We start from the raw sequence: 18316 nt of genomic DNA, 5'->3' as shown, positions 1-18316 counted from the left end.
GAGGGCGGCATTGGCCGCCCTTTTTGCATCAGACTACCAAGTGAATTGTTTTTCGGATAAGGCATAGTCACTGATTTGAGCTCAAATGGATCGAAGGAATATCGCATGAGCGAATGCAAGGCATGGATTGCAGGTGTGGCCGGTACGAAGCTTACGCCGGATGAGATAGCCTTCTTCCGCAATGAAAAGCCCTGGGGCTTTATCCTTTTTGCACGGAATGTCGAAAGCCTTCAGCAAGTGGCCGATTTGACCGAACAATTGCGAGACGTCACCGACAGGCCTCAGACTCCGATATTTATTGATCAGGAAGGTGGTCGCGTTCAGCGTCTTCGCCCGCCATTGGTTCCCAATTACCCTGCTGCCGCTGAAATTGGTTCCATTTACCATCGCGATCCGGAAGCAGGCCTTCGCGCCGCATGGCTTCATGCACGCCTTCATGCATTCGACCTTCTCAAAGTTGGCGTAAATGCTGATTGCTTGCCTGTTCTCGACGTGCCGATTGAAGGCGCACATGATGTGATTGGAGCACGCGCCTATTCCAAGAACCCTCAAGAAGTAGCAGTAATGGGGCGGGCCGCGGCGGAAGGCTTGCTTGCAGGTGGCGTATTACCGGTTATCAAGCATATGCCGGGACATGGTAGAGCATTCAGCGATACACATAAAGAGCTGGCGCGTGTTGGTGTTCCACTAAGCGAGCTCGTTTCACATGATTTCGTTCCATTCAAAGCTTTGAATGATTTGCCGATGGCCATGACTGCGCATGTAATCTTCGACAGCCTTGATCCGAAGAATCCGTCAACGCTTTCACCAACGGTGATCAATACTGTCATTCGCGATATTATTCAGTTTGACGGGCTGATCATCAGTGATGATATTTCAATGAAGGCGCTTTCAGGCGATCTCGGCGATATTGCCGAAGGTATCATCAATGCGGGCTGCGATATTGTTCTTTATTGCGCTGGCGTCATGGATGAACTCAAGAAAGTTGCCGCGCGAGTTCCAATTCTGGATGGACAATCGCTCGAACGTGCTGAACTGGCCGAAGTTTATGCAGGTGAGCCTGATTTGTCAGAAGAAGCAGAATTGCGTGAAGAATTTGGAGAAATGTTTGAATTGATCGCTTAAGAGGCGATTCTTCGGATAAGATGTCCTTAAAGGCCTGGCGAGATTGACGCACTGGCCGATTGATTGACGGGACAAGCGGTTGGCTGGATCTGAAACCAATACAAGTAGCAAAGACGGTGCCAATGTACCGATGGATGCTCTTTGGCAAGAGGAATCTGAGCGTGATGACGGTGAACCATCACTGCTCATCGACGTGCAGGGTTTTGAAGGTCCGCTGGATTTGCTGTTGCATCTCGCCCGTAATCAGCGTGTGGATCTCTCACGGATATCTGTTTTGGCTCTCGCCGAGCAATATCTGGCGTTTGTGGAGCAGGCACAGGCTCTGAAGCTTGAACTGGCGGCTGATTATCTCGTCATGGCTGCATGGTTGGCTTATCTCAAGTCAAAACTTCTGATCCCAAAACAGAAGGGCGATGACGAGGCCACTGGCGAAGAACTGCTTGCCACGCTGCAATTCCGCCTGAAACGCCTTGAAGCCATGCGTGACGCTGCGGCCAATCTGGTAAATCGCAAGCGATTGGGGCGTGATGTATTCGCCCGTGGCATGCCGGAATTGGTGGTCGTGGATCGCTCAAGCCAGTTTTCCGCTACGCTCTATGAACTGTTAACGGCTTATGCATCCCAGCGTCAGCGTCAGAGTGTGACCCATGTTCAGATCGAAAAACGAGCAGTATGGTCTTTGAAAGAAGCACGTAGTGCGCTTGTAAGGTTGATGGGAGTAAGTGAAGACTGGATTTCGTTGGACCGGTTTCTGATCAATTATGCATTGACACCACAGGAACGCGCATCAGCCCTTGCGAGCTCGTTTGCCGCAAGTCTTGAACTTGTGCGTGAGGGTAAGCTGGAGCTGAGGCAGAATGCGGCTTTCGAGCCTATTTATATGCGTGCTCAGGCTCAATTGAATGAACTGGATGAGGACGGTGATGTCTGAGGCGGAAATCACGATGGATGATGAGCATGATGCTAAGATTGAGGCCGTGGAATCTTCAATGACGCTCGCAGAAATCAGTCGGGTGGTTGAGGCGATACTCTTTGCCTCCGCGGAGCCTGTCACAGAGCGTGCTTTATCAGAACGCCTCCCAGGTGATGCGGATTTGACAGCTACACTCGATCATCTGAAAAGAATTTACGAGACCAGGGGTGTCAATCTGGTGAAAGTCGGCGCAGCATGGGCATTCCGCACGGCCCCCGATCTCGGGTTTCTTTTGAGCCGTGAGACGGTGCAGCAGCGCAAATTGTCGCGTGCAGCGATGGAGGTGCTTGCAATCATTGCTTATCATCAGCCGGTGACACGCGCAGAACTTGAAGATATTCGAGGTGTGGAAACATCCAAAGGCACGCTCGACGTCCTTATGGAAACAGGCTGGATAAAGCTGCGTGGCCGCCGGCGGACGCCGGGCCGTCCAGTAACCTATGGCACAAGCGACGCATTTCTTGATCAGTTTGGTTTGTCGGAGATCCGTGATTTGCCGGGTCTGGAAGAGTTGCGCGGGGCAGGGTTGTTATCTGCACGCATTCCCAATGGGTTTTCGATTCCGGTTCCCAATGTCGATCCAGATGAATTAACTGCGGATGAAGATCCGCTGGAAGACATCGATCTCGAAGGGTTGGGATTGCTTGCGCCGCGCGGAGATTGATCTGAAACAACATATGACAAATAAAATTGGTGTATCTTCGTTCACGGTCACACTTCTGTTTGAAAGATTTGTTGAAAACGCTTAAATCGTAATCAGCAATACAGAAATACGCCGTGGATCACGGCATTGAGAGGAATAAAATGGGTAGCTTTTCTATCTGGCACTGGCTGATCGTTCTTGCAGTTGTGCTGCTTCTTTTCGGCCGTGGCAAAATTCCGGAACTGATGGGGGACGTTGCCAAGGGCATCAAGAACTTCAAGCAGGGCATGTCTGAAGAAGATGCTGCGAAGGAAGATGCCAAAGCTGATGCACGAACAATTGATGCGCGTGCTGATGATACCATCAAGGATGTCAAGAAGACGACAAAGTCCTGATGTGATCTTGATGGGCTGCGTACAATGGTGTGCGCAGCATGTGCAAGAACAACGAATTGATCGCAAAACCCGCCTTGAAAAGCGGCATATTTGTGATTTGAATTGCGGTTTTCCGCCGAGAGACGGGGCGCGCGCCAGAAGCGCGGAGTATCAATATGTTTGATATCGGTTGGTCTGAACTGCTGATTATCGCGATCGTTATGATCGTGGTGGTTGGGCCCAAGGATTTGCCGAAGATGCTCAGGGCTTTCGGCAAAGCGACGGCGCGCATGCGCAGTACGGCCAACGAGTTTCGACATCAGTTCAATGAAGCTTTGAAGGAAGCCGAACTTGAGGATGTGAAGAACATTGTCGATGAGGCGCGTAAGCTCGACCCGCGCTCAAAGCTGACACAGGTTTTTGATCCGATTCGCAGTGCAGGCGAAGAAATTCGGGCGGGTCTTCAGTCGACGACATCAATGTCTCCGGCTGAGCCTGCAAAGTTTGCGGAAGTAACGACACCCGTTGAGCCAAACAGTGCAACGGTTCCTGTTGAAACTCCGGTCGAAAAGCCTGTTGCCAAGCCGAAAGCACCGCGCAAGAAGCCCGCACCCCTTGCGCCAGCAGATGAGCTTGTCACAGCCAAGTCGATTAAAGCGAAAACGACGAAAGCGAAGCCAAAGGCAACGGCTGCTATATCTGATGATGTTGCAAGGCCAACTGCCCCCAAACCGGCTAAGGTCGCGGCTGTAAAGAAACCCGCTGTGGCAAAAGCCAAACCGGCGACCAGCCCGGAAAAGCTTGCTGCTCCCGCTAAAAAGACGACCAAAAAGACGACTGAAAAGACAGGAAGCAAAGCTTGAAACCGGATGAGGCTGAAATTGAGCAGAGCGCCGCTCCGCTGCTCGAACATCTGATTGAACTGCGTCGTCGCCTGATTTGGGCGATTTTGGCGTTTTTTATCGCATTTGTTTTCTGTTTTGCCTTCGCAAAGCACCTGTTCAATCTACTGGTCGTTCCTTATCAGTGGGCGATTGACTGGGCCGGAATGGACCGTTCGAAGGCTGAATTGATCTATACTGCGCCACAGGAGTTTTTCTTTACTCAGGTGAAGGTCGCCATGTTTGGCGGCGTGGTTCTGGCATTCCCCATTATCGCGGCACAGATTTACAAGTTTGTAGCGCCAGGCCTTTATAAGCATGAGCGCATGGCATTTTTGCCTTTTCTCATCGCTTCGCCAATTCTGTTCCTCATCGGAGGAGCACTCGTCTATTTCTTCTTCACGCCGATGGTTATGTGGTTCTTCCTGGCGATGCAGCAGACCGGCGGAAATGGAGAAGTTCAGATTTCGCTTTTGCCGAAAGTGTCTGAATATCTCAGCCTCATTATGACGCTTATTTTTGCGTTTGGTCTGGTGTTCCAGTTGCCGGTTATTACAAGTCTCCTGACAAGGGCCGGCTTACTGACCTCAGAAGGACTGAGAGACAAGCGTAAATATGCGATTGTTATTGCCTTTGTGGTGGCTGCGGTGCTCACGCCGCCGGACCCTGCAAGCCAGATCGGTCTTGCTATACCAACGATCCTTCTTTACGAGATTTCCATCATATTGGCCCGAATGATAGAAAAGCAGAGACGTGAGGCGAAGGATGAGGCCGACGCTGACGACACTGCCCCGACTTCCTGATCTGGACTGATGCTAAACAGAGGCTGCGTGATAGCAGCCTCTCTTCTTGTTAAATTACACGAAACGGCTTTTCCCATGCTCGACATCAAATGGATTCGCGAAAACCCTGAAGCTTTGGATAATGCGCTTGCCAAGCGTGGAACTCCGCCGCACGCGTCCGAACTGATCGCGCTGGATGAAAAGCGCCGTGAACATGTCGGCAAGGTTCAGGCTGCACAGGAACGGCGCAATGCGGCATCCAAGGAAATCGGCAAAGCCATGGCCGAAAAAGACGCGGCAACCGCTGAAAAGTTGAGGGCCGAAGTTGGTGAGCTGAAAGCCTTTTTGACAGAAGCGGAAGAAACCGAACGTTGCCTGATCAAGGAACTTAACGACGCGCTTTCGAAACTGCCAAACATTCCAGCCGACGATGTGCCGCTTGGTGAAGATGAAGCTGATAATGTTGAGATCCGCCGTGTCGGTAATCAACGAAATTTCTCGTTCACGCCAAAAGAACATTATGAGCTTGGCGAAGCACTCGGGTTTATGGATTTTGAGCGCGCTGCTAAAATCGCCGGTTCGCGCTTTACAGTTCTCAAAGGACCGCTTGCCCGTCTCGAACGCGCGTTGGGTCAATTCATGCTTGATTTGCACACCACAGAGCATGGTTATATGGAAACGATGCCGCCATTGATGGTGCGTGACGAAGCGGTTTATGGCACCGGTCAATTACCAAAGTTTACAGAGGATCTTTTCCGCACAACGGATGGCCGCTGGCTGATTCCAACCGCGGAAGTACCATTGACCAATCTGGTTGCAGACGAAATTGTTGACGCGAAAACATTGCCACAGCGCTACACGGCATTGACCCCTTGCTTCCGTTCGGAAGCTGGTTCTGCCGGTCGCGATACACGCGGCATGTTGCGCCAGCACCAGTTCCTCAAGGTGGAAATGGTGTCGATTACCGATGCCGACAGTTCTGCTGCGGAACATGAACGTATGACGGCTTGTGCAGAAGAAGTTTTGAAGCGTCTTGGTCTGCCGTTCCGTACTGTGGTGCTCTGCACCGGCGATATGGGCTTTGGCGCGCAGAAGACCTATGACATCGAAGTGTGGATGCCGGGTCAGAATGCTTATCGCGAAATTTCGAGCTGCTCGGTTTGCGGTGACTTCCAGGGGCGCCGCATGAATGCGCGCTATCGTCCCGAAACTGAAAAAGCAACGCGCTTTGTTCACACGCTCAATGGTTCGGGTGTGGCCGTTGGCAGAGCTTTAATCGCTGTTATGGAAAATTATCAGCAGGAAGACGGCAGCATTCATATTCCTGAAGTATTGCAGTCATACATGGGCGGTCTTACGCGCATTGAAAAAGCAGCGTAATTAAATCTTATGACCTGAATGAAGGAGTGATGACGTGCGTATTTTGCTGACGAACGATGATGGTATCCACGCCGAAGGCCTCGCAGTTCTGGAGCGCATCGCACGAAAGCTCTCAGACGATGTATGGGTGGTTGCTCCTGAGACAGATCAGAGTGGCCTTGCACATTCTCTGACGCTGTCAGAGCCTCTTCGTTTGCGCCAGATTGACGATCGTCATTTTGCACTGCGTGGCACACCGACCGATTGTGTTATCATGGGTGTGCGTCATGTCCTTCCAGGGGCGCCAGACCTGATTTTGTCTGGCGTCAATTCCGGTGCGAATATGGCGGATGACGTCACTTATTCCGGCACGGTTGCCGGTGCGATGGAAGGCACGCTTCTGGGTGTAAAGGCAATCGCACTCTCGCAGGAATATGATTACGACGACGGTCGCCGTGTCCTGCCTTGGGAAACCGCCGAGACACACGCGCCCGAATTGATCAAAAAGCTGATTGAGGCGGGTTGGCCGGAGGGCGTCTTGCTCAACGTGAATTTCCCCAATTGTGCGCCCGATGACGTCAAAGGAACACGCGTGACAGCTCAGGGTAAACTTAGCCATGATGCGCGTCTCGATGAGCGTCGCGACGGCCGCGGCTTCCCTTACTTCTGGCTTCAGTTCGGTCGTATGAAGGCAGAAGTTGCCGCAGACAGTGATGTCGCTGCGATCAAGGATGACTTTATTTCTGTAACACCGCTTCAGCTCGACCTGACCGCGCAGAAGGTGCGTGCTGATCTTGGCAAGGCACTTGGGGTCGAAGCATGAAACAGGCTGTGTCTGAACGCCCGCAGCTTTCGGACAGGGAAGGATTTGTATCCTTCGTAATGCGTATGAGAGCGCGAGGCATCAATGATGCCCGCCTCTTTGGTGCAATAGAAGCGACCCCGCGCCAGAGCTTTATGGGATCTGCGTGGGCGCATCTTGCTTTCAGCCAGCGGACCGCGCCACTTGATTGTGGAGAATATATTGAAGGTATCGATGATCAGGCGCGCGTAATTTCCGCGCTTGATCTCGAATCTGGTCATCGTGTTCTCGAGATCGGCACAGGTTCGGGCTTTACCGCAGCGGTCATGTCGATGTTATCTGGCCGCGTAACAACGGTGGAGCGATACCGCAAGCTTTGCGACCGTGCATTGCAGCAGTTCGTGACGCTCAAACGCGAAAATATCATGGTAAAGCATACAGATGGTCGCCATGGTATGCCGGGCGGACCATTTGATCGCATCGTGATCTGGCTCGCTTGTGAAGATATCCCACGCCATTTCGTAGAGCTTCTTGCAACACACGGTGTTCTGGTCGCGCCCGTAGGGCCGGGGGATGGCGTGCAGATGATGACGCGCATCGCGAAAGTCGGGAGCCGCTTCGAACAGCAAGACATTATGCCTGTTCGCTATCAGCCATTTATCGAAGGTATCTCCTCCGTTTTGTGAGGCTCATCGTCCGCACTTTAAGGAGGTAAGGTACTAAACTGCTGTAAATTGAGCAGATGTTTGAGCTTATGGTATTTAATTGGTGAATAAATTTTCGGAAATATCCGGGTTCTTAACCAGCGAGTAACATTAACACGTTTTAATGAGTCCAAGTGAGTTTCAGAGTATGGGCGAGTTGAACATGCGTTTTCCAATATTGCAGCATACGTCCGAACGTCTCCTGCGGAATGCAGCGATCGTTCTGATTGCCGGATTTGGTGCAGGGTGCAGCGCCGATACAATGCGCTTCACCGATGGTATTTTTACGGGGTCCACCTCTAATCAGCGAGTGGTGCAGCAGCAACCAGCGAGTGGTGTTTACGCATCTGCACCAGTCGCATCTGCTCCGCCTGTTTCCAGCGGGACAGTGCAGCGCAACAGCCTGCCGCCGGTTTCGTCGGCTCCAGTTGCTGCTGCAGCAACCCAAGCACAGAATCAGGTGTATCAGACAAAGAACGAAGTTGTTAACCGTGTAAACAATGCGGGAACGCAGGTTGCGAGTGCTGCCGGTGCTGCAAACAATGCTGCCACAGGCGCGAAAGAAAAGGTGCTGGGTCAGTTGCCGGCAACAGCGAACGGCAAACCGATTCCAGCAGCCGGTCACGTCGTGCCACCTGTAGCTGCCGCACAGACTGCGGCAGCGGGCGGCGGTTATACGGTTAAGTCTGGTGATTCTCTTTTTTCCATTGCGCAGAAGCACAGTGTACCGGTTGAGCAGCTCAAGCAGGCAAATGGTCTGACAAACGGTGCGATCCGCGTTGGTCAGAATTTGGTTATTCCATCTGCTGCCGGTGCTGCGACACAGGTCGCAGCGGTTTCGCCACAGCCAGTGAAGCCAGCGGCTGCAGCACCCGTACAGACGGCATCCGTAGCGCCGAATGAAGCGTCGAACGTCAAGCCTTACACGCCGCCGCAGGCGAGCAATAAGGTGATTGAAGATGCTGAGAAAGATCAGTCGGCAGCACCGTCTTCGACAGGAATTTCGCAGATGCGCTGGCCGGTTCGCGGTCGCGTTCTGACAAGTTTCGGTCAGCGCGACGGAACTGCGGTTAATGATGGTATCGACATTATGGTGCCGGAAGGCACGGCGGTTAAGGCGGCAGAAAACGGTGTCGTTATCTATGCAGGTGACGGTCTGAAAGAATTCGGCCAGACTGTTTTGATCCGCCACGACAATGGCCTGGTTACGGTTTACGGCCATAACAGCCAGATTCTCGTGCAGCGCGGTCAGAAGGTTCGTCGTGGTGAGGACATCGCCAAGTCGGGCATGAGCGGCAATGCGAAGTCGCCGAAGCTGCATTTTGAAGTGCGCAAGAACTCTTCGCCGGTCAATCCTTCCAAGTATCTGGAATCGTGATCGGAATTAAATCTAATGAACAACAAAGGCGGGCTTTTACCCGCCTTTTTCTTTGTCTGCTTTTACCTTAAATAGCTCTGCCAAGGCGGCCGGCGAGATCCTGGATATATTGCCAGGCAACACGGCCTGAGCGGTTTCCGCGCGTGGTGGACCAGGTGAGTGCTTCTGCATGCATCTTCTGCGGATCATAATCCAGCTTGTAATGCGCCGCATAGCCGTCGACCATCGCGAGATAGTCATCCTGACTGCACTTATGGAAACCGAGCCACAGACCGAAGCGATCAGAGAGCGAAACCTTTTCTTCAATCGCTTCCGAGGGATTGACTGCGGTGGAGCGTTCATTATCAATCATGTCGCGCGGCATGAGATGGCGGCGATTGGATGTCGCATAGAAAATGACGTTATCCGGTCTGCCTTCAACACCACCTTCAAGTGCTGCTTTCAGCGACTTATAGGATGTGTCGTCGTGATCGAACGATAAGTCATCGCAGAAGAGAATAAAGCGATAGGGTGCTTCCTTGATGATATTCATCAGGGCAGGGAGACTATCGATATCCTCCCGGTGAATTTCGACAAGTTTGAGGGGAGGCTTGTCAGTCTGCTCGGCATTGACGGTGGCTTGCGCTGCTTTGACGAGCGATGACTTGCCCATGCCGCGTGCGCCCCAGAGCAGCACATTATTGGCTGGATATCCTTTTGCAAAGCGGCGGGTATTATCGACCAGCTGGTCACGGACCAGGTCCACACCACGTATGAGCGCTATGTCTACCCGATTGACGCGCTTGACTGGATCCAGAGTCAGACGTTCGGGTGCCCAGACAAAACAATCCGCCGTTTCAAGGTCTGGCACCGCTGGCTGTGGTGGTGCGATACGCTCCAAAGCCGCAATCAGGCGGTCGAGTTTCTGGCTGAGTATATTTTCGGTCGTCATTCCATGCCCTCAGATGATGAGGTTCAGGGCTTAACATGCCACAGCATTCAGGAAAAGTGTTAGACCTTGACTGAGTAAAGCCATCGTCAGTTGCAATTGGCGCACTAACCATTGTAATGCCATTAAGAATTTGTCTTTGAGACTTCCAGAGGAGTACCTAATGTTCGTAACACCAGCTTTTGCACAAGCTTCCGGCGGCGCCGCTGGACCAGATATGCTCATGAGCATTCTGCCATTCGTCCTGATCTTCGTAATCATGTATTTTCTCATCATCCGTCCACAGCGCACACAGATGAAGAAACGTCAGGAAATGCTCTCAGCAGTACGTCGCGGCGACACGGTTGTAACGGGTGGCGGCATTGTCGGTAAGGTCCAGAAGGTTCACGACGATGGTGAACTCGACGTCGAAATCGCTGAAGGCGTTAAGATCCGCGTTTTGCGCAGCGCTCTTTCAGAAGTGCGTGTTAAGGGCGAACCAGTCGCGGACAACAAGAATAAGTAATTTTTGTAAAGAGCAGGCCCCGGTAAGGATTCTCTAACCGGGGCCTGCTCATTATTGTGGTGAGCTGTGATTTTATATTGGCTCATTTACAAACCGGTGAGTTGTTTGATTGCGCTCCCGAAAGCTCTCCCTAAGCCGAAACGGAATTGCTGACCGATGCTTTATTTTTCACGTTGGAAATCGGCTCTGATCTGGTTGGCGATTATCGCCAGCTTCATCATCGCTTCGCCTAATTTTTTCTCGCGTGAAACTCTGGCAAATCTGCCCGGATTTCTACCAACCAAGCAGGTCGCGCTGGGGCTTGACCTTTCAGGCGGATCGCGCCTCGTTCTTCAGGTGCAAAATGCCGGGAGAGGAGACGTTGATCGCACAAAAGAAATCATGCGGCAGCGTTTGGAAGAGCTTGGTTATGGCAATCCAATCGTGGAAGAGGATGGCCGTAACCGTATCCGCGTCGAAGTGCCCGGCCTTTATGATGCTCAGCTTTTAAAAGACATTCTGAGTATCCGCGGTCAGCTTTCGTTTCACGCTGTTGATGATAGCATATCGCCCGATGATGTTATTCGTGGCGGCGCTTCGCCAACGGATAGTTCTATTATTTATTCCTCTGATGATCCACCCGTCGGTTATCTCGTGAAAAAAGATCCGATCTTCACGGGTGAAGATGTCGTTGATGCAAAAGCGACGCTTGCCGAAGATGACAACGAGCCCGTCATCACTTTGACATTGGATGAAAAAGGACGCCGTGCCCTTGCAGCTGCAACTGCTCAGATAACGGATAAGACTTTTGCAATTGTCGTAGACAATCAGGTGGTTTCAGCACCGGTAGTCGATGAGCCTCTTGATACGGATGAATTGCAGATTTCCGGGGCTTTCGATCTGCAGGCAGCAAACAACATGTCTGTAGTTCTGCGATCCGGTGCACTGCCTAAGGCCGTTTCGGTTCTGGAGGAACGCACAATCGCGTCAGCTCTCGGCGATGATTATGCAAGTGCTGCGGTATCCGCGGCCGTTCTTGCAGTACTGCTTGTCGGCCTGTTTATGATCCTGTCTTACGGTGTGCTTGGCGTGATCGCCATGGTCGCACTCGTTGTGAATGTCATTATTCTGGTGGCAATCATGTCACTGATAGGAGCGTCGATTTCGTTGGCAAGTGTGGCCGGTATCGTGCTGATCATTGGCATGGCTGTCGACGCCAATATTCTGATTTACGAGCGTGTACGCGAGGATCGCCGCAAAGGTTATTCTGTTGTTCAGGCGATGGAATCGGGTTTTTATCGCGCACTTTCGACCATTGTTGATGCCAATCTTACGACGATGATTGCTGCCCTCGTTCTGTTCCTTATGGGATCGGGACCCGTCCATGGCTTTGCTCTGACTGTAACAATCGGCATTCTGACAACACTTTTCACGACGCTTACTTTTACGCGTTTGCTCATCGCTCAGTGGGTGCGTACCGCCAAGCCAAAAGAAATTCCCAAGCGTCGTTTGAAGCTCGTTCCGACGGTGACACATATTCCGTTCATGCGTCTTCAATTTGTGACGCTCGCCATTTCTATTCTCGCTTCTGCAATCGTTGTTGCGCTGTTTGTAAATATTGGCATCAACTACGGAATTGATTTCCGCGGCGGCTCTATGGTCGAGTTGCAGGCGCGGAGCGGCGATGCGAATCTTCCTGATATTGAAGAGCGCATGAGTGAGCTTAATATCGACAGTGCGCGTGTGCTGCCGGTTAGCTCCCCACGCTCAGCACTCGTGCTGATTGGCAGCCAGGAAGTGGGTGACGATGCCGAACAGACAGTAGCAGTGAAACTGCGCGGTGAGTTCGAGCAGGATTATTCGTTCCAGCGTGTCGAAGTGGTTGGGCCTACCGTTTCTGAGCAGCTTTCTCAGGCCGGGCTTATGGCGCTGTTCCTGTCTCTTGCCGGCATCTTTGTCTATGTCTGGATCAGGTTCCGCTGGCAACTGGCTCTCGGTGCAGTTCTTTCGACGCTCCATGACGTTATCATTCTGGCGGGTGTCTTCATTGTGTTCCGCATGGAGTTCAATCTCTGGAGTGTTGCAGCGGTTCTGACGATCATCGGCTACTCGCTGAACGATACCATCGTGATTTATGACCGCGTGCGTGAAAACCTGAAGCGCTATAGCAGTGCGCCTTTGCCTGCAATTATTGACGCCTCCATCAATCAGACCTTGTCGCGCACATTGCCGACGGCCTTTGTGACTTTCATTGCGCACATTCCGCTCTATATGTTTGGTGGTGCAGATATCCGCATGTTCGCACTTGCGTTGAGTGTGGGCATCATAGTGGCAACCTATTCCTCGATCTTTATTGCAGCGCCTCTGCTCGTACAATTCGGCCTCAAGCCGCGTGCTGCGGATGGTGACGATGCAATGGGCGATGATCTTGCACAGTCGCTCAATCTGGAAAACTAAAATGGCAAAAGGTATAGAAATTCGTGAGGCCCATTTCCCGGGCCGAGCACCCATTGATGCATATGGCAATGGCGGATTTCGCTTCGCCGATATGTCGCATAAGGGTTCTATCCTGTGTCTGCCATCCGGCATCCACGGCTGGGAGCCACATACGCCACCGATCCTCTCACGCCAGGATCTTGGCGCTATTCTTGAACAGGCTACTGACATCGAAATTCTTCTGGTCGGTACAGGAATGGATCTTCGCCGTATACCGGAAGATGTGCGCGCTATGCTGCGCGAACATCGTATTTCGTCTGATCCGATGAGCACGGGCGCTGCCGTGCGCACATATAATGTACTGCTCGCGGAAGATCGTGCAGTTGCAGCGGCGCTGATTGCGGTAGACTGATTTCCATGAACGAGAATGAGGCACATTGTCTGGCGCTTCTGCGCGAAGCCGACCGGGATCGTTATCTGTCGGTGCTTTATGCGCCGGAGGAAAAACGTGGCGCGCTTGCTGCACTTTATGCGTTCAACGCAGAGATCGCCCGGATTCGCGATCTTGTACACGAGCCATTACCCGGTGAAGTCCGTCTTCAATGGTGGCGCGATCTCATTAACGGTGAGGAGCGCGGCAGCGCGGACGCACATCCAGTTGCTGCAGCGCTGATCGACACCATCACCAAATATGATTTGCCACGCGTGGCTTTCGATAATTATTGCGATGCCCGCATTTTCGACCTCTATGACGATCCCATGCCAAGCCGGAACGATCTGGAAGGCTATTGTGGGGAAACTGCATCGGCACTTATCCAGCTTGCCGGTTTCATTCTAGATCGTGATGCGGCGCAGGCCCATACAGATACGGTCGGTCATGCCGGCGTTGCACAGGCGGTGACTGGCCTCTTGCGCCTTATGCCGATCCATCGTCGCCGCGGACAGCTTTATGTGCCTGCCGATATGCTGCAGGCGGTTGGCGTGACGCGCGACGCCTTCATTGGCAACGAAGACAAGTCCGCTCATGGGCGCGTTATCAGTGTGATGACAGCCCTTGCGCGTGAACATCTGGCGATCTTTGATAGGGCCAAGAAGGATTTACCCAAAAGCCTTAGCCCGGTATTTTTGCCGCTGGCACTTGTTCCAGCCTATCTTAGCTCTGTTGAACGGCTTGGCAGCAAAGCTGCCGATCAGGTCGCTGACCTGTCGGCCATACGTAAACAATGGCTGATGTTTAGAGCTAATTTTTAAAACAGTTAAGGCGGTTTTCCTGAATAAGAAAGCCGCCTTATCTTTTTGAATTAAAATATAAATTTCTTTCGAAACTTATACGTTGTTACCGAGCCACTCCTGGAAATCTGCGAGTGCGCGTGCAGACAAGGCCCGCTTTTTTGCAATCGTCTTTTCCTTGCCGCGCAGACGCTTGCCTTCCGGTTTTGGTACGTCGATTGGTGGGAACAGGCCGAAATTGACGTTCATGGGTTGGAACGAGCGTTTGCCCGGTTCATCGTCGTCGGCAACGATGTGACCACCAGTGATATGGCCGAGCAGGGCGCCAAAAGCAGTGGTCTGAGGTGGTGCAACTGGTGTCTTGCCGAGTCTTTCAGCGGCAGTGAAACGGCCAGCGAGAAGGCCGATGGCCGATGATTCGACGTAACCTTCACAGCCGGTAATTTGGCCGGCGAAGCGCAGGTTTTGACGAGATTTCAACCGCAGAACGTTATCGAGAAGCACTGGCGAATTGAGATAGGTGTTGCGGTGCAGACCGCCAAGACGCGCAAATTCCGCATTTTCAAGGCCGGGGATCATCTTGAAGATGCCGGTCTGTGAGCCGTATTTCAGCTTCGTCTGGAAACCGACCATGTTGTAAAGTGTGCCCAGCGCATTGTCCTGACGAAGCTGCACCACTGCATAAGGTTTGACCGTCGGATTATGTTCGTTGGTGAGGCCCATTGGCTTCATTGGACCATGACGCAAGGTTTCCGGGCCGCGCTCGGCCATGACTTCGATCGGCAGACAGCCATCGAAATAGGGCGTCCCTTCCCATTCCTTGAAATCGGTCGTGTCACCTTCGATAAGGGCAGCAACGAAAGCCTCATACTGCTCCTTGTCCATGGGGCAGTTGATGTAGTCCTTGCCAGTGCCTCCGGGTCCAACCTTGTCGTAGCGCGACTGGAACCAGCACACATCCATATTGATCGAATCAAAATGGATGATCGGCGCAATGGCATCAAAGAAAGCGAGTGCATCAGCACCTGTTTGTGCCTGAATCGCTTCTGCAAGCGTCGGCGCAGTCAGTGGGCCGGTAGCAACAATTGTCGTACCCCAGTCTTCGGGTGGGAGGCCGGTGACTTCTTCGCGCTCAATCGTAATCAGCGGGTGCGCTTCTAGTTTCGCAGTCACTGCCTGCGAAAAGCCTTCGCGATCGACCGCGAGTGCACCACCGGCTGGAACCTGATGTGCGTCGGCACAGGCCATGATCAGCGAACCTGCAAGGCGCATTTCGGCATGGAGTACGCCGACGGCATTTGTCTCGGCGTCGTCTGAGCGGAAAGAATTCGAGCAGACCAGCTCTGCCAGCTGCTCTGTCTTATGTGCGTCTGTGCCGCGGACCGGGCGCATTTCATGCAAAATTACAGGCACGCCAGCCTGCGCGATTTGCCACGCGGCTTCGGAGCCTGCAAGGCCGCCGCCTACGACATGTACGGGGGAGAGGTTGGTATCTTTTGACATGGCAATCCCTTACCTCCTTTGAATGTCGCCTTCAATGGGCGAAGCGCATCAGAGCAGAGAACCTATACCACAAAAACAAATGGCATCCGGCGCGGGAGGAGGTGCGACGGATGCCATTATTGTCAGACCGGAATTGGGAGGAGGAGAGACCGGTCTTGGTATCGCAAAGCATGGGAGGAGGAGCGCTTTGCGACAAACCGGACCTGATGGGAGGAGGATTCAGGCCCAGCAAAGTCAAATCTGATTAGCGTCCCTTGGACTGACGTGCGACAAACGGAATGTCTGCGCGGGAAATGCCAAGATCGTTAAGTTCGCGAGTCGAGAGCTGGTTAAGCTCGTTGACAGTATCGCGGTAACGGCGCCAGTTGTTGTATGAGCGAAGCAGGTTCATCGTTTTATTCCTTCATCTTTGAGGAACTGTGGTTCAATTCATCTCGTTTTGTTGCTCATGATATAACTCATTGTTTTCGCTACTTGCAGACCCAAGATTGCATAGCTGCTTTGCGGGTTCCGCACGACGAGCTAAATCGATTAGACTGGTCAGGCACAAAATTGCCGTAAAGCGACAGAAGGTATTTGTTTGCCGGCTGGTGAGTTTCCTATATGTTCTCAGCCGCTTAGTGCCTCACGGCTTCAACGCATAGATTCTTCGGGAGTTGTTTTGTCGTTTTCAATTTCAGTAGAGCGCATGATCGCACGCTGGCAGCATGACGGTCTTATAGATGCAGACACAGCTTCCCGGTTGAATGCCGATCTTGAAAAACGTGGCCCCCGGTTCAGTCTCGGCTCGGTTCTTGCAACATTAGGCGGGCTGCTGCTCGGCGCTGCGGTCATCATGCTTGTGGCGGCAAACTGGCAGGACATGCCGCGCATCATGCGTATCGGTCTTGTCTTCATATTGATCTGGGTTTGCTATATCGGTGGCGCATGGCGACAGATACGTGGCGATACCATCCTGCCGCAGGCTCTCTATATAATTGCTGCATCTTCATTTGGTGCTGGTATCGCGCTTATAGGCCAAATGTATCATATGTCGGGCGATGTGCATTCGGCGGCGGTTGTTTGGGCTGTCGGTGTATTCGCGTCTGCCTTCCTGCTGCGTTCATCCGCGCTGACTGCCTTTGGTGCAGGGGTGGCTTGCTTCTATCTCTCGACCTACGCTTTCGATAACAATTACGGTGAAATGACCTATCGCTGGATCGGTCCATTGCTGGTCCTTGCTGGTGCGCTCGCAGCGCGCTTCACGCAATCGCGTCACGCTGCACATATATTGTGTCTGTTTGTACTCGGCTGGGCTGCGCTTCTTTATTCAGAAAATGAAAGCCGTTTGATTCTCGGTTTGATGTTGGTTGTCGGTATTGGCTTCATGCTTATTGATGCTTTCGCGCATGACGCACTTCAGCGGCTCACACGTTTCGCGCATCCGCTCGCTTCTTATGGCTTGTTGTTGGCCCTAATGGCGCTTGGCATTCTTCAGGTCGACAAGATGCTTTCGACCATCTTTGATAAGAATATCACGCAGGATGTCGTCTATGGGATTCTCATATTGGCGTTATCGATTGGTTCGCTTGCCGTATGTGGGCGGGATAATGGCAGCTTGCGTTCGATTGCATATGCCGCATTTTCTTTAGAAGTGCTTTATCTCGCTTTTTCAACCGTTGGCTCGATGATCGGTACTTCGGGCTTTTTCCTGACCGCTGGCATATTGGTTCTTCTCCTGGCTACCTTCGTGCGGCGTATGGAAAGCCGTTTCGGACGGAAGCGGGAAACGGAGGTGCAGCCATGAGCTTGATCAAGGCTAAGTGGCTCTATGCTGGCGCTGTGGTCGCAGCTTTGCTTCAGAGCGGTATTCTCTATGCAAGCATTGAGCAGCGCGCCTCGATATTGCGGTCCGGTCATGAAGTTGTTCTCCAGACCAAACCTGTCGATCCTCGCGACTTGATGCGTGGGGATTATGTGATCCTCGGCTATGACATAACGTCGATTGATCGCAAAATCATCAAAGGTACGCCCGTTGATTCTTCGCGGACTGTTTATGTTGCACTGAAGTCTGGACCTGATGGCATCTGGCATATCTCGCGAGCATCTTTCATGTCTTTTACAGATCTCCCTGAGGATGAAGTGCAGATTCGCGGAGAATCGAACTACAAGATTCCCGACGATCCCGATGCGACGCTCAATGTGCGTTACGGTATCGAGCGCTATTATGTTCCGGAGGGCGAGGGGCGGGTAATCGAAGATGGTCAGCGTGATTTGCAGATTACCGCTGTGATCGCCGTTGATGATGCAGGCACCGCTGTTATCAAAGCTTTACGCGATAAAGGCAGGCAACTTTACGAGGAGCCGCTCTATTAATCCGGCTTTATTCTAAAAAGGCTTGGCTAAGGCGATAAGATCGCTATATAGGGGCGGAAAGCACGAAAGCGCTTCGGTTTGAACCGGCTTGAAAATCAATGCCAGCAAATCGGCTTTTTTCCTTTGAACCGGGAAAATTGAGTGATATAGAGACGCGCGCTTTCGAGAGGCGGTTCAATATCTGAGGCGAATTTGGTGCGTTCGGTTGAATGCACTTCGGTTCAGAGGCGGATATGGCGAAATTGGTAGACGCACCAGATTTAGGTTCTGGCGGGAGACCGTGGGGGTTCGAGTCCCTCTATCCGCACCAACTGCCTTAAGGCAAAGAATTTCTCTCCCGCGACGAGGCATAAGCGCCG

At 52.4% G+C, this 18316-nt stretch carries 19 protein-coding genes and 1 tRNA gene; 17 read left to right on the top strand and 3 right to left on the bottom strand.

Annotated elements, in window-relative coordinates; translation table 11 throughout:
- The first annotated feature begins 105 nt into the window (after positions 1-105).
- From nagZ to dipM, 10 genes are all read left to right on the top strand, one after another.
- Complete coding sequence (gene nagZ / locus H5024_RS08145; RefSeq protein WP_187545238.1) at positions 106-1125, top strand: beta-N-acetylhexosaminidase; 1020 nt, start codon at positions 106-108, stop codon at positions 1123-1125.
- 79 nt (positions 1126-1204) lie between these two features.
- Entirely contained in the window at positions 1205-2056 is an 852-nt protein-coding gene (locus H5024_RS08140) for a ScpA family protein (RefSeq protein WP_187545235.1), read from the top strand.
- Positions 2049-2762 carry an SMC-Scp complex subunit ScpB gene (gene scpB / locus H5024_RS08135; RefSeq protein WP_187545232.1) on the top strand — a complete coding sequence of 238 codons (714 nt, stop codon included), beginning with the start codon at positions 2049-2051 and terminating at the stop codon, positions 2760-2762. The genes H5024_RS08140 and scpB overlap by 8 nt, the downstream gene beginning before the upstream one ends.
- Before the next feature lie 140 nt (positions 2763-2902).
- Positions 2903-3136 carry a twin-arginine translocase TatA/TatE family subunit gene (locus H5024_RS08130; RefSeq protein ID WP_187545230.1) on the top strand — a complete coding sequence of 78 codons (234 nt, stop codon included), beginning with the start codon at positions 2903-2905 and terminating at the stop codon, positions 3134-3136.
- Positions 3137-3291: 155 nt separating this feature from the next.
- Entirely contained in the window at positions 3292-3978 is a 687-nt protein-coding gene (tatB, locus tag H5024_RS08125) for a Sec-independent protein translocase protein TatB (protein ID WP_187545228.1), read from the top strand.
- Complete coding sequence (gene tatC / locus H5024_RS08120; protein ID WP_187545225.1) at positions 3975-4799, top strand: twin-arginine translocase subunit TatC; 825 nt, start codon at positions 3975-3977, stop codon at positions 4797-4799. The genes tatB and tatC overlap by 4 nt, the downstream gene beginning before the upstream one ends.
- Before the next feature lie 75 nt (positions 4800-4874).
- Positions 4875-6158, top strand: coding sequence for a serine--tRNA ligase (gene serS / locus H5024_RS08115; RefSeq protein WP_187545223.1), 1284 nt, complete (start codon positions 4875-4877; stop codon positions 6156-6158).
- A 34-nt stretch (positions 6159-6192) separates the two neighbouring features.
- Positions 6193-6960 (top strand): 5'/3'-nucleotidase SurE, encoded by a 768-nt coding sequence (surE, locus tag H5024_RS08110; RefSeq protein WP_187545221.1) that lies wholly within the window; start codon positions 6193-6195, stop codon positions 6958-6960.
- Complete coding sequence (locus tag H5024_RS08105; protein ID WP_187545219.1) at positions 6957-7625, top strand: protein-L-isoaspartate(D-aspartate) O-methyltransferase; 669 nt, start codon at positions 6957-6959, stop codon at positions 7623-7625. The genes surE and H5024_RS08105 overlap by 4 nt, the downstream gene beginning before the upstream one ends.
- Positions 7626-7791: 166 nt before the next feature.
- Positions 7792-9021 (top strand): cell division endopeptidase DipM, encoded by a 1230-nt coding sequence (gene dipM / locus H5024_RS08100; protein ID WP_187545216.1) that lies wholly within the window; start codon positions 7792-7794, stop codon positions 9019-9021.
- A gap of 67 nt (positions 9022-9088) precedes the next feature.
- On the opposite strand, the gene H5024_RS08095 is transcribed toward dipM, so the two are convergent.
- Positions 9089-9952 (bottom strand): ATP-binding protein, encoded by an 864-nt coding sequence (locus H5024_RS08095; protein ID WP_187545214.1) that lies wholly within the window; start codon positions 9950-9952, stop codon positions 9089-9091.
- 160 nt (positions 9953-10112) lie between these two features.
- Between H5024_RS08095 and yajC the strand changes: the two genes are divergently transcribed.
- The 4 genes from yajC (at position 10113) to H5024_RS08075 (ending at position 14120) form a co-directional block, all read left to right on the top strand.
- Positions 10113-10454 (top strand): preprotein translocase subunit YajC, encoded by a 342-nt coding sequence (yajC, locus tag H5024_RS08090; protein WP_187545211.1) that lies wholly within the window; start codon positions 10113-10115, stop codon positions 10452-10454.
- Between the two features lie 156 nt (positions 10455-10610).
- Positions 10611-12890, top strand: a complete 2280-nt coding sequence (secDF, locus tag H5024_RS08085; RefSeq protein WP_187545209.1) for a protein translocase subunit SecDF — start codon at positions 10611-10613, stop codon at positions 12888-12890.
- Position 12891: 1 nt separating this feature from the next.
- Positions 12892-13281, top strand: coding sequence for an Mth938-like domain-containing protein (locus H5024_RS08080; protein WP_187545206.1), 390 nt, complete (start codon positions 12892-12894; stop codon positions 13279-13281).
- Between the two features lie 5 nt (positions 13282-13286).
- Positions 13287-14120: a phytoene/squalene synthase family protein gene (locus H5024_RS08075; RefSeq protein ID WP_187545203.1), complete on the top strand. Its 834-nt coding sequence runs from the start codon at positions 13287-13289 to the stop codon at positions 14118-14120.
- A gap of 75 nt (positions 14121-14195) precedes the next feature.
- On the opposite strand, the gene trmFO is transcribed toward H5024_RS08075, so the two are convergent.
- On the bottom strand, positions 14196-15602 hold the full coding sequence (gene trmFO / locus H5024_RS08070; RefSeq protein WP_187545201.1) for a methylenetetrahydrofolate--tRNA-(uracil(54)-C(5))-methyltransferase (FADH(2)-oxidizing) TrmFO: 1407 nt from the start codon (positions 15600-15602) through the stop codon (positions 14196-14198).
- Between the two features lie 244 nt (positions 15603-15846).
- Complete coding sequence (locus tag H5024_RS08065; RefSeq protein ID WP_007874707.1) at positions 15847-15993, bottom strand: DUF1127 domain-containing protein; 147 nt, start codon at positions 15991-15993, stop codon at positions 15847-15849.
- Between the two features lie 270 nt (positions 15994-16263).
- Between H5024_RS08065 and H5024_RS08060 the strand changes: the two genes are divergently transcribed.
- The 3 genes from H5024_RS08060 to H5024_RS08050 all read left to right on the top strand — a co-directional run bounded on the left by H5024_RS08060 (position 16264) and on the right by H5024_RS08050 (position 18267).
- Positions 16264-17388, top strand: coding sequence for a DUF2157 domain-containing protein (locus tag H5024_RS08060; RefSeq protein ID WP_187545199.1), 1125 nt, complete (start codon positions 16264-16266; stop codon positions 17386-17388).
- The gene (locus H5024_RS08055) at positions 17385-17957 is read left to right on the top strand and encodes a GDYXXLXY domain-containing protein (protein ID WP_187545197.1); all 573 of its coding nucleotides are present in this window, start codon (positions 17385-17387) and stop codon (positions 17955-17957) included. The genes H5024_RS08060 and H5024_RS08055 overlap by 4 nt, the downstream gene beginning before the upstream one ends.
- Before the next feature lie 227 nt (positions 17958-18184).
- Positions 18185-18267: transfer RNA gene (locus tag H5024_RS08050), tRNA-Leu, on the top strand.
- The last annotated feature ends 49 nt before the right edge of the window (positions 18268-18316 follow it).

It is taken from the genome of Ochrobactrum sp. Marseille-Q0166 (genome assembly GCF_014397025.1).
GTDB lineage: Bacteria > Pseudomonadota > Alphaproteobacteria > Rhizobiales > Rhizobiaceae > Brucella.
Note: the sequence above shows the minus strand (reverse complement) of the source record. Positions and strands in the feature narration are given on the sequence as shown.

Coding starts and splice junctions, on each gene's coding strand:
- nagZ (WP_187545238.1), top strand. CDS start 106: ATGAGCGAATGCAAGGCATGGATTGCAGGTGTGGCCGGTACGAAGCTT.
- scpB (WP_187545232.1), top strand. CDS start 2,049: ATGTCTGAGGCGGAAATCACGATGGATGATGAGCATGATGCTAAGATT.
- H5024_RS08130 (WP_187545230.1), top strand. CDS start 2,903: ATGGGTAGCTTTTCTATCTGGCACTGGCTGATCGTTCTTGCAGTTGTG.
- tatB (WP_187545228.1), top strand. CDS start 3,292: ATGTTTGATATCGGTTGGTCTGAACTGCTGATTATCGCGATCGTTATG.
- serS (WP_187545223.1), top strand. CDS start 4,875: ATGCTCGACATCAAATGGATTCGCGAAAACCCTGAAGCTTTGGATAAT.
- H5024_RS08105 (WP_187545219.1), top strand. CDS start 6,957: ATGAAACAGGCTGTGTCTGAACGCCCGCAGCTTTCGGACAGGGAAGGA.
- dipM (WP_187545216.1), top strand. CDS start 7,792: ATGGGCGAGTTGAACATGCGTTTTCCAATATTGCAGCATACGTCCGAA.
- H5024_RS08095 (WP_187545214.1), bottom strand. CDS start 9,952: ATGACGACCGAAAATATACTCAGCCAGAAACTCGACCGCCTGATTGCG.
- yajC (WP_187545211.1), top strand. CDS start 10,113: ATGTTCGTAACACCAGCTTTTGCACAAGCTTCCGGCGGCGCCGCTGGA.
- secDF (WP_187545209.1), top strand. CDS start 10,611: ATGCTTTATTTTTCACGTTGGAAATCGGCTCTGATCTGGTTGGCGATT.
- H5024_RS08080 (WP_187545206.1), top strand. CDS start 12,892: ATGGCAAAAGGTATAGAAATTCGTGAGGCCCATTTCCCGGGCCGAGCA.
- H5024_RS08075 (WP_187545203.1), top strand. CDS start 13,287: ATGAACGAGAATGAGGCACATTGTCTGGCGCTTCTGCGCGAAGCCGAC.
- trmFO (WP_187545201.1), bottom strand. CDS start 15,602: ATGTCAAAAGATACCAACCTCTCCCCCGTACATGTCGTAGGCGGCGGC.
- H5024_RS08065 (WP_007874707.1), bottom strand. CDS start 15,993: ATGAACCTGCTTCGCTCATACAACAACTGGCGCCGTTACCGCGATACT.
- H5024_RS08055 (WP_187545197.1), top strand. CDS start 17,385: ATGAGCTTGATCAAGGCTAAGTGGCTCTATGCTGGCGCTGTGGTCGCA.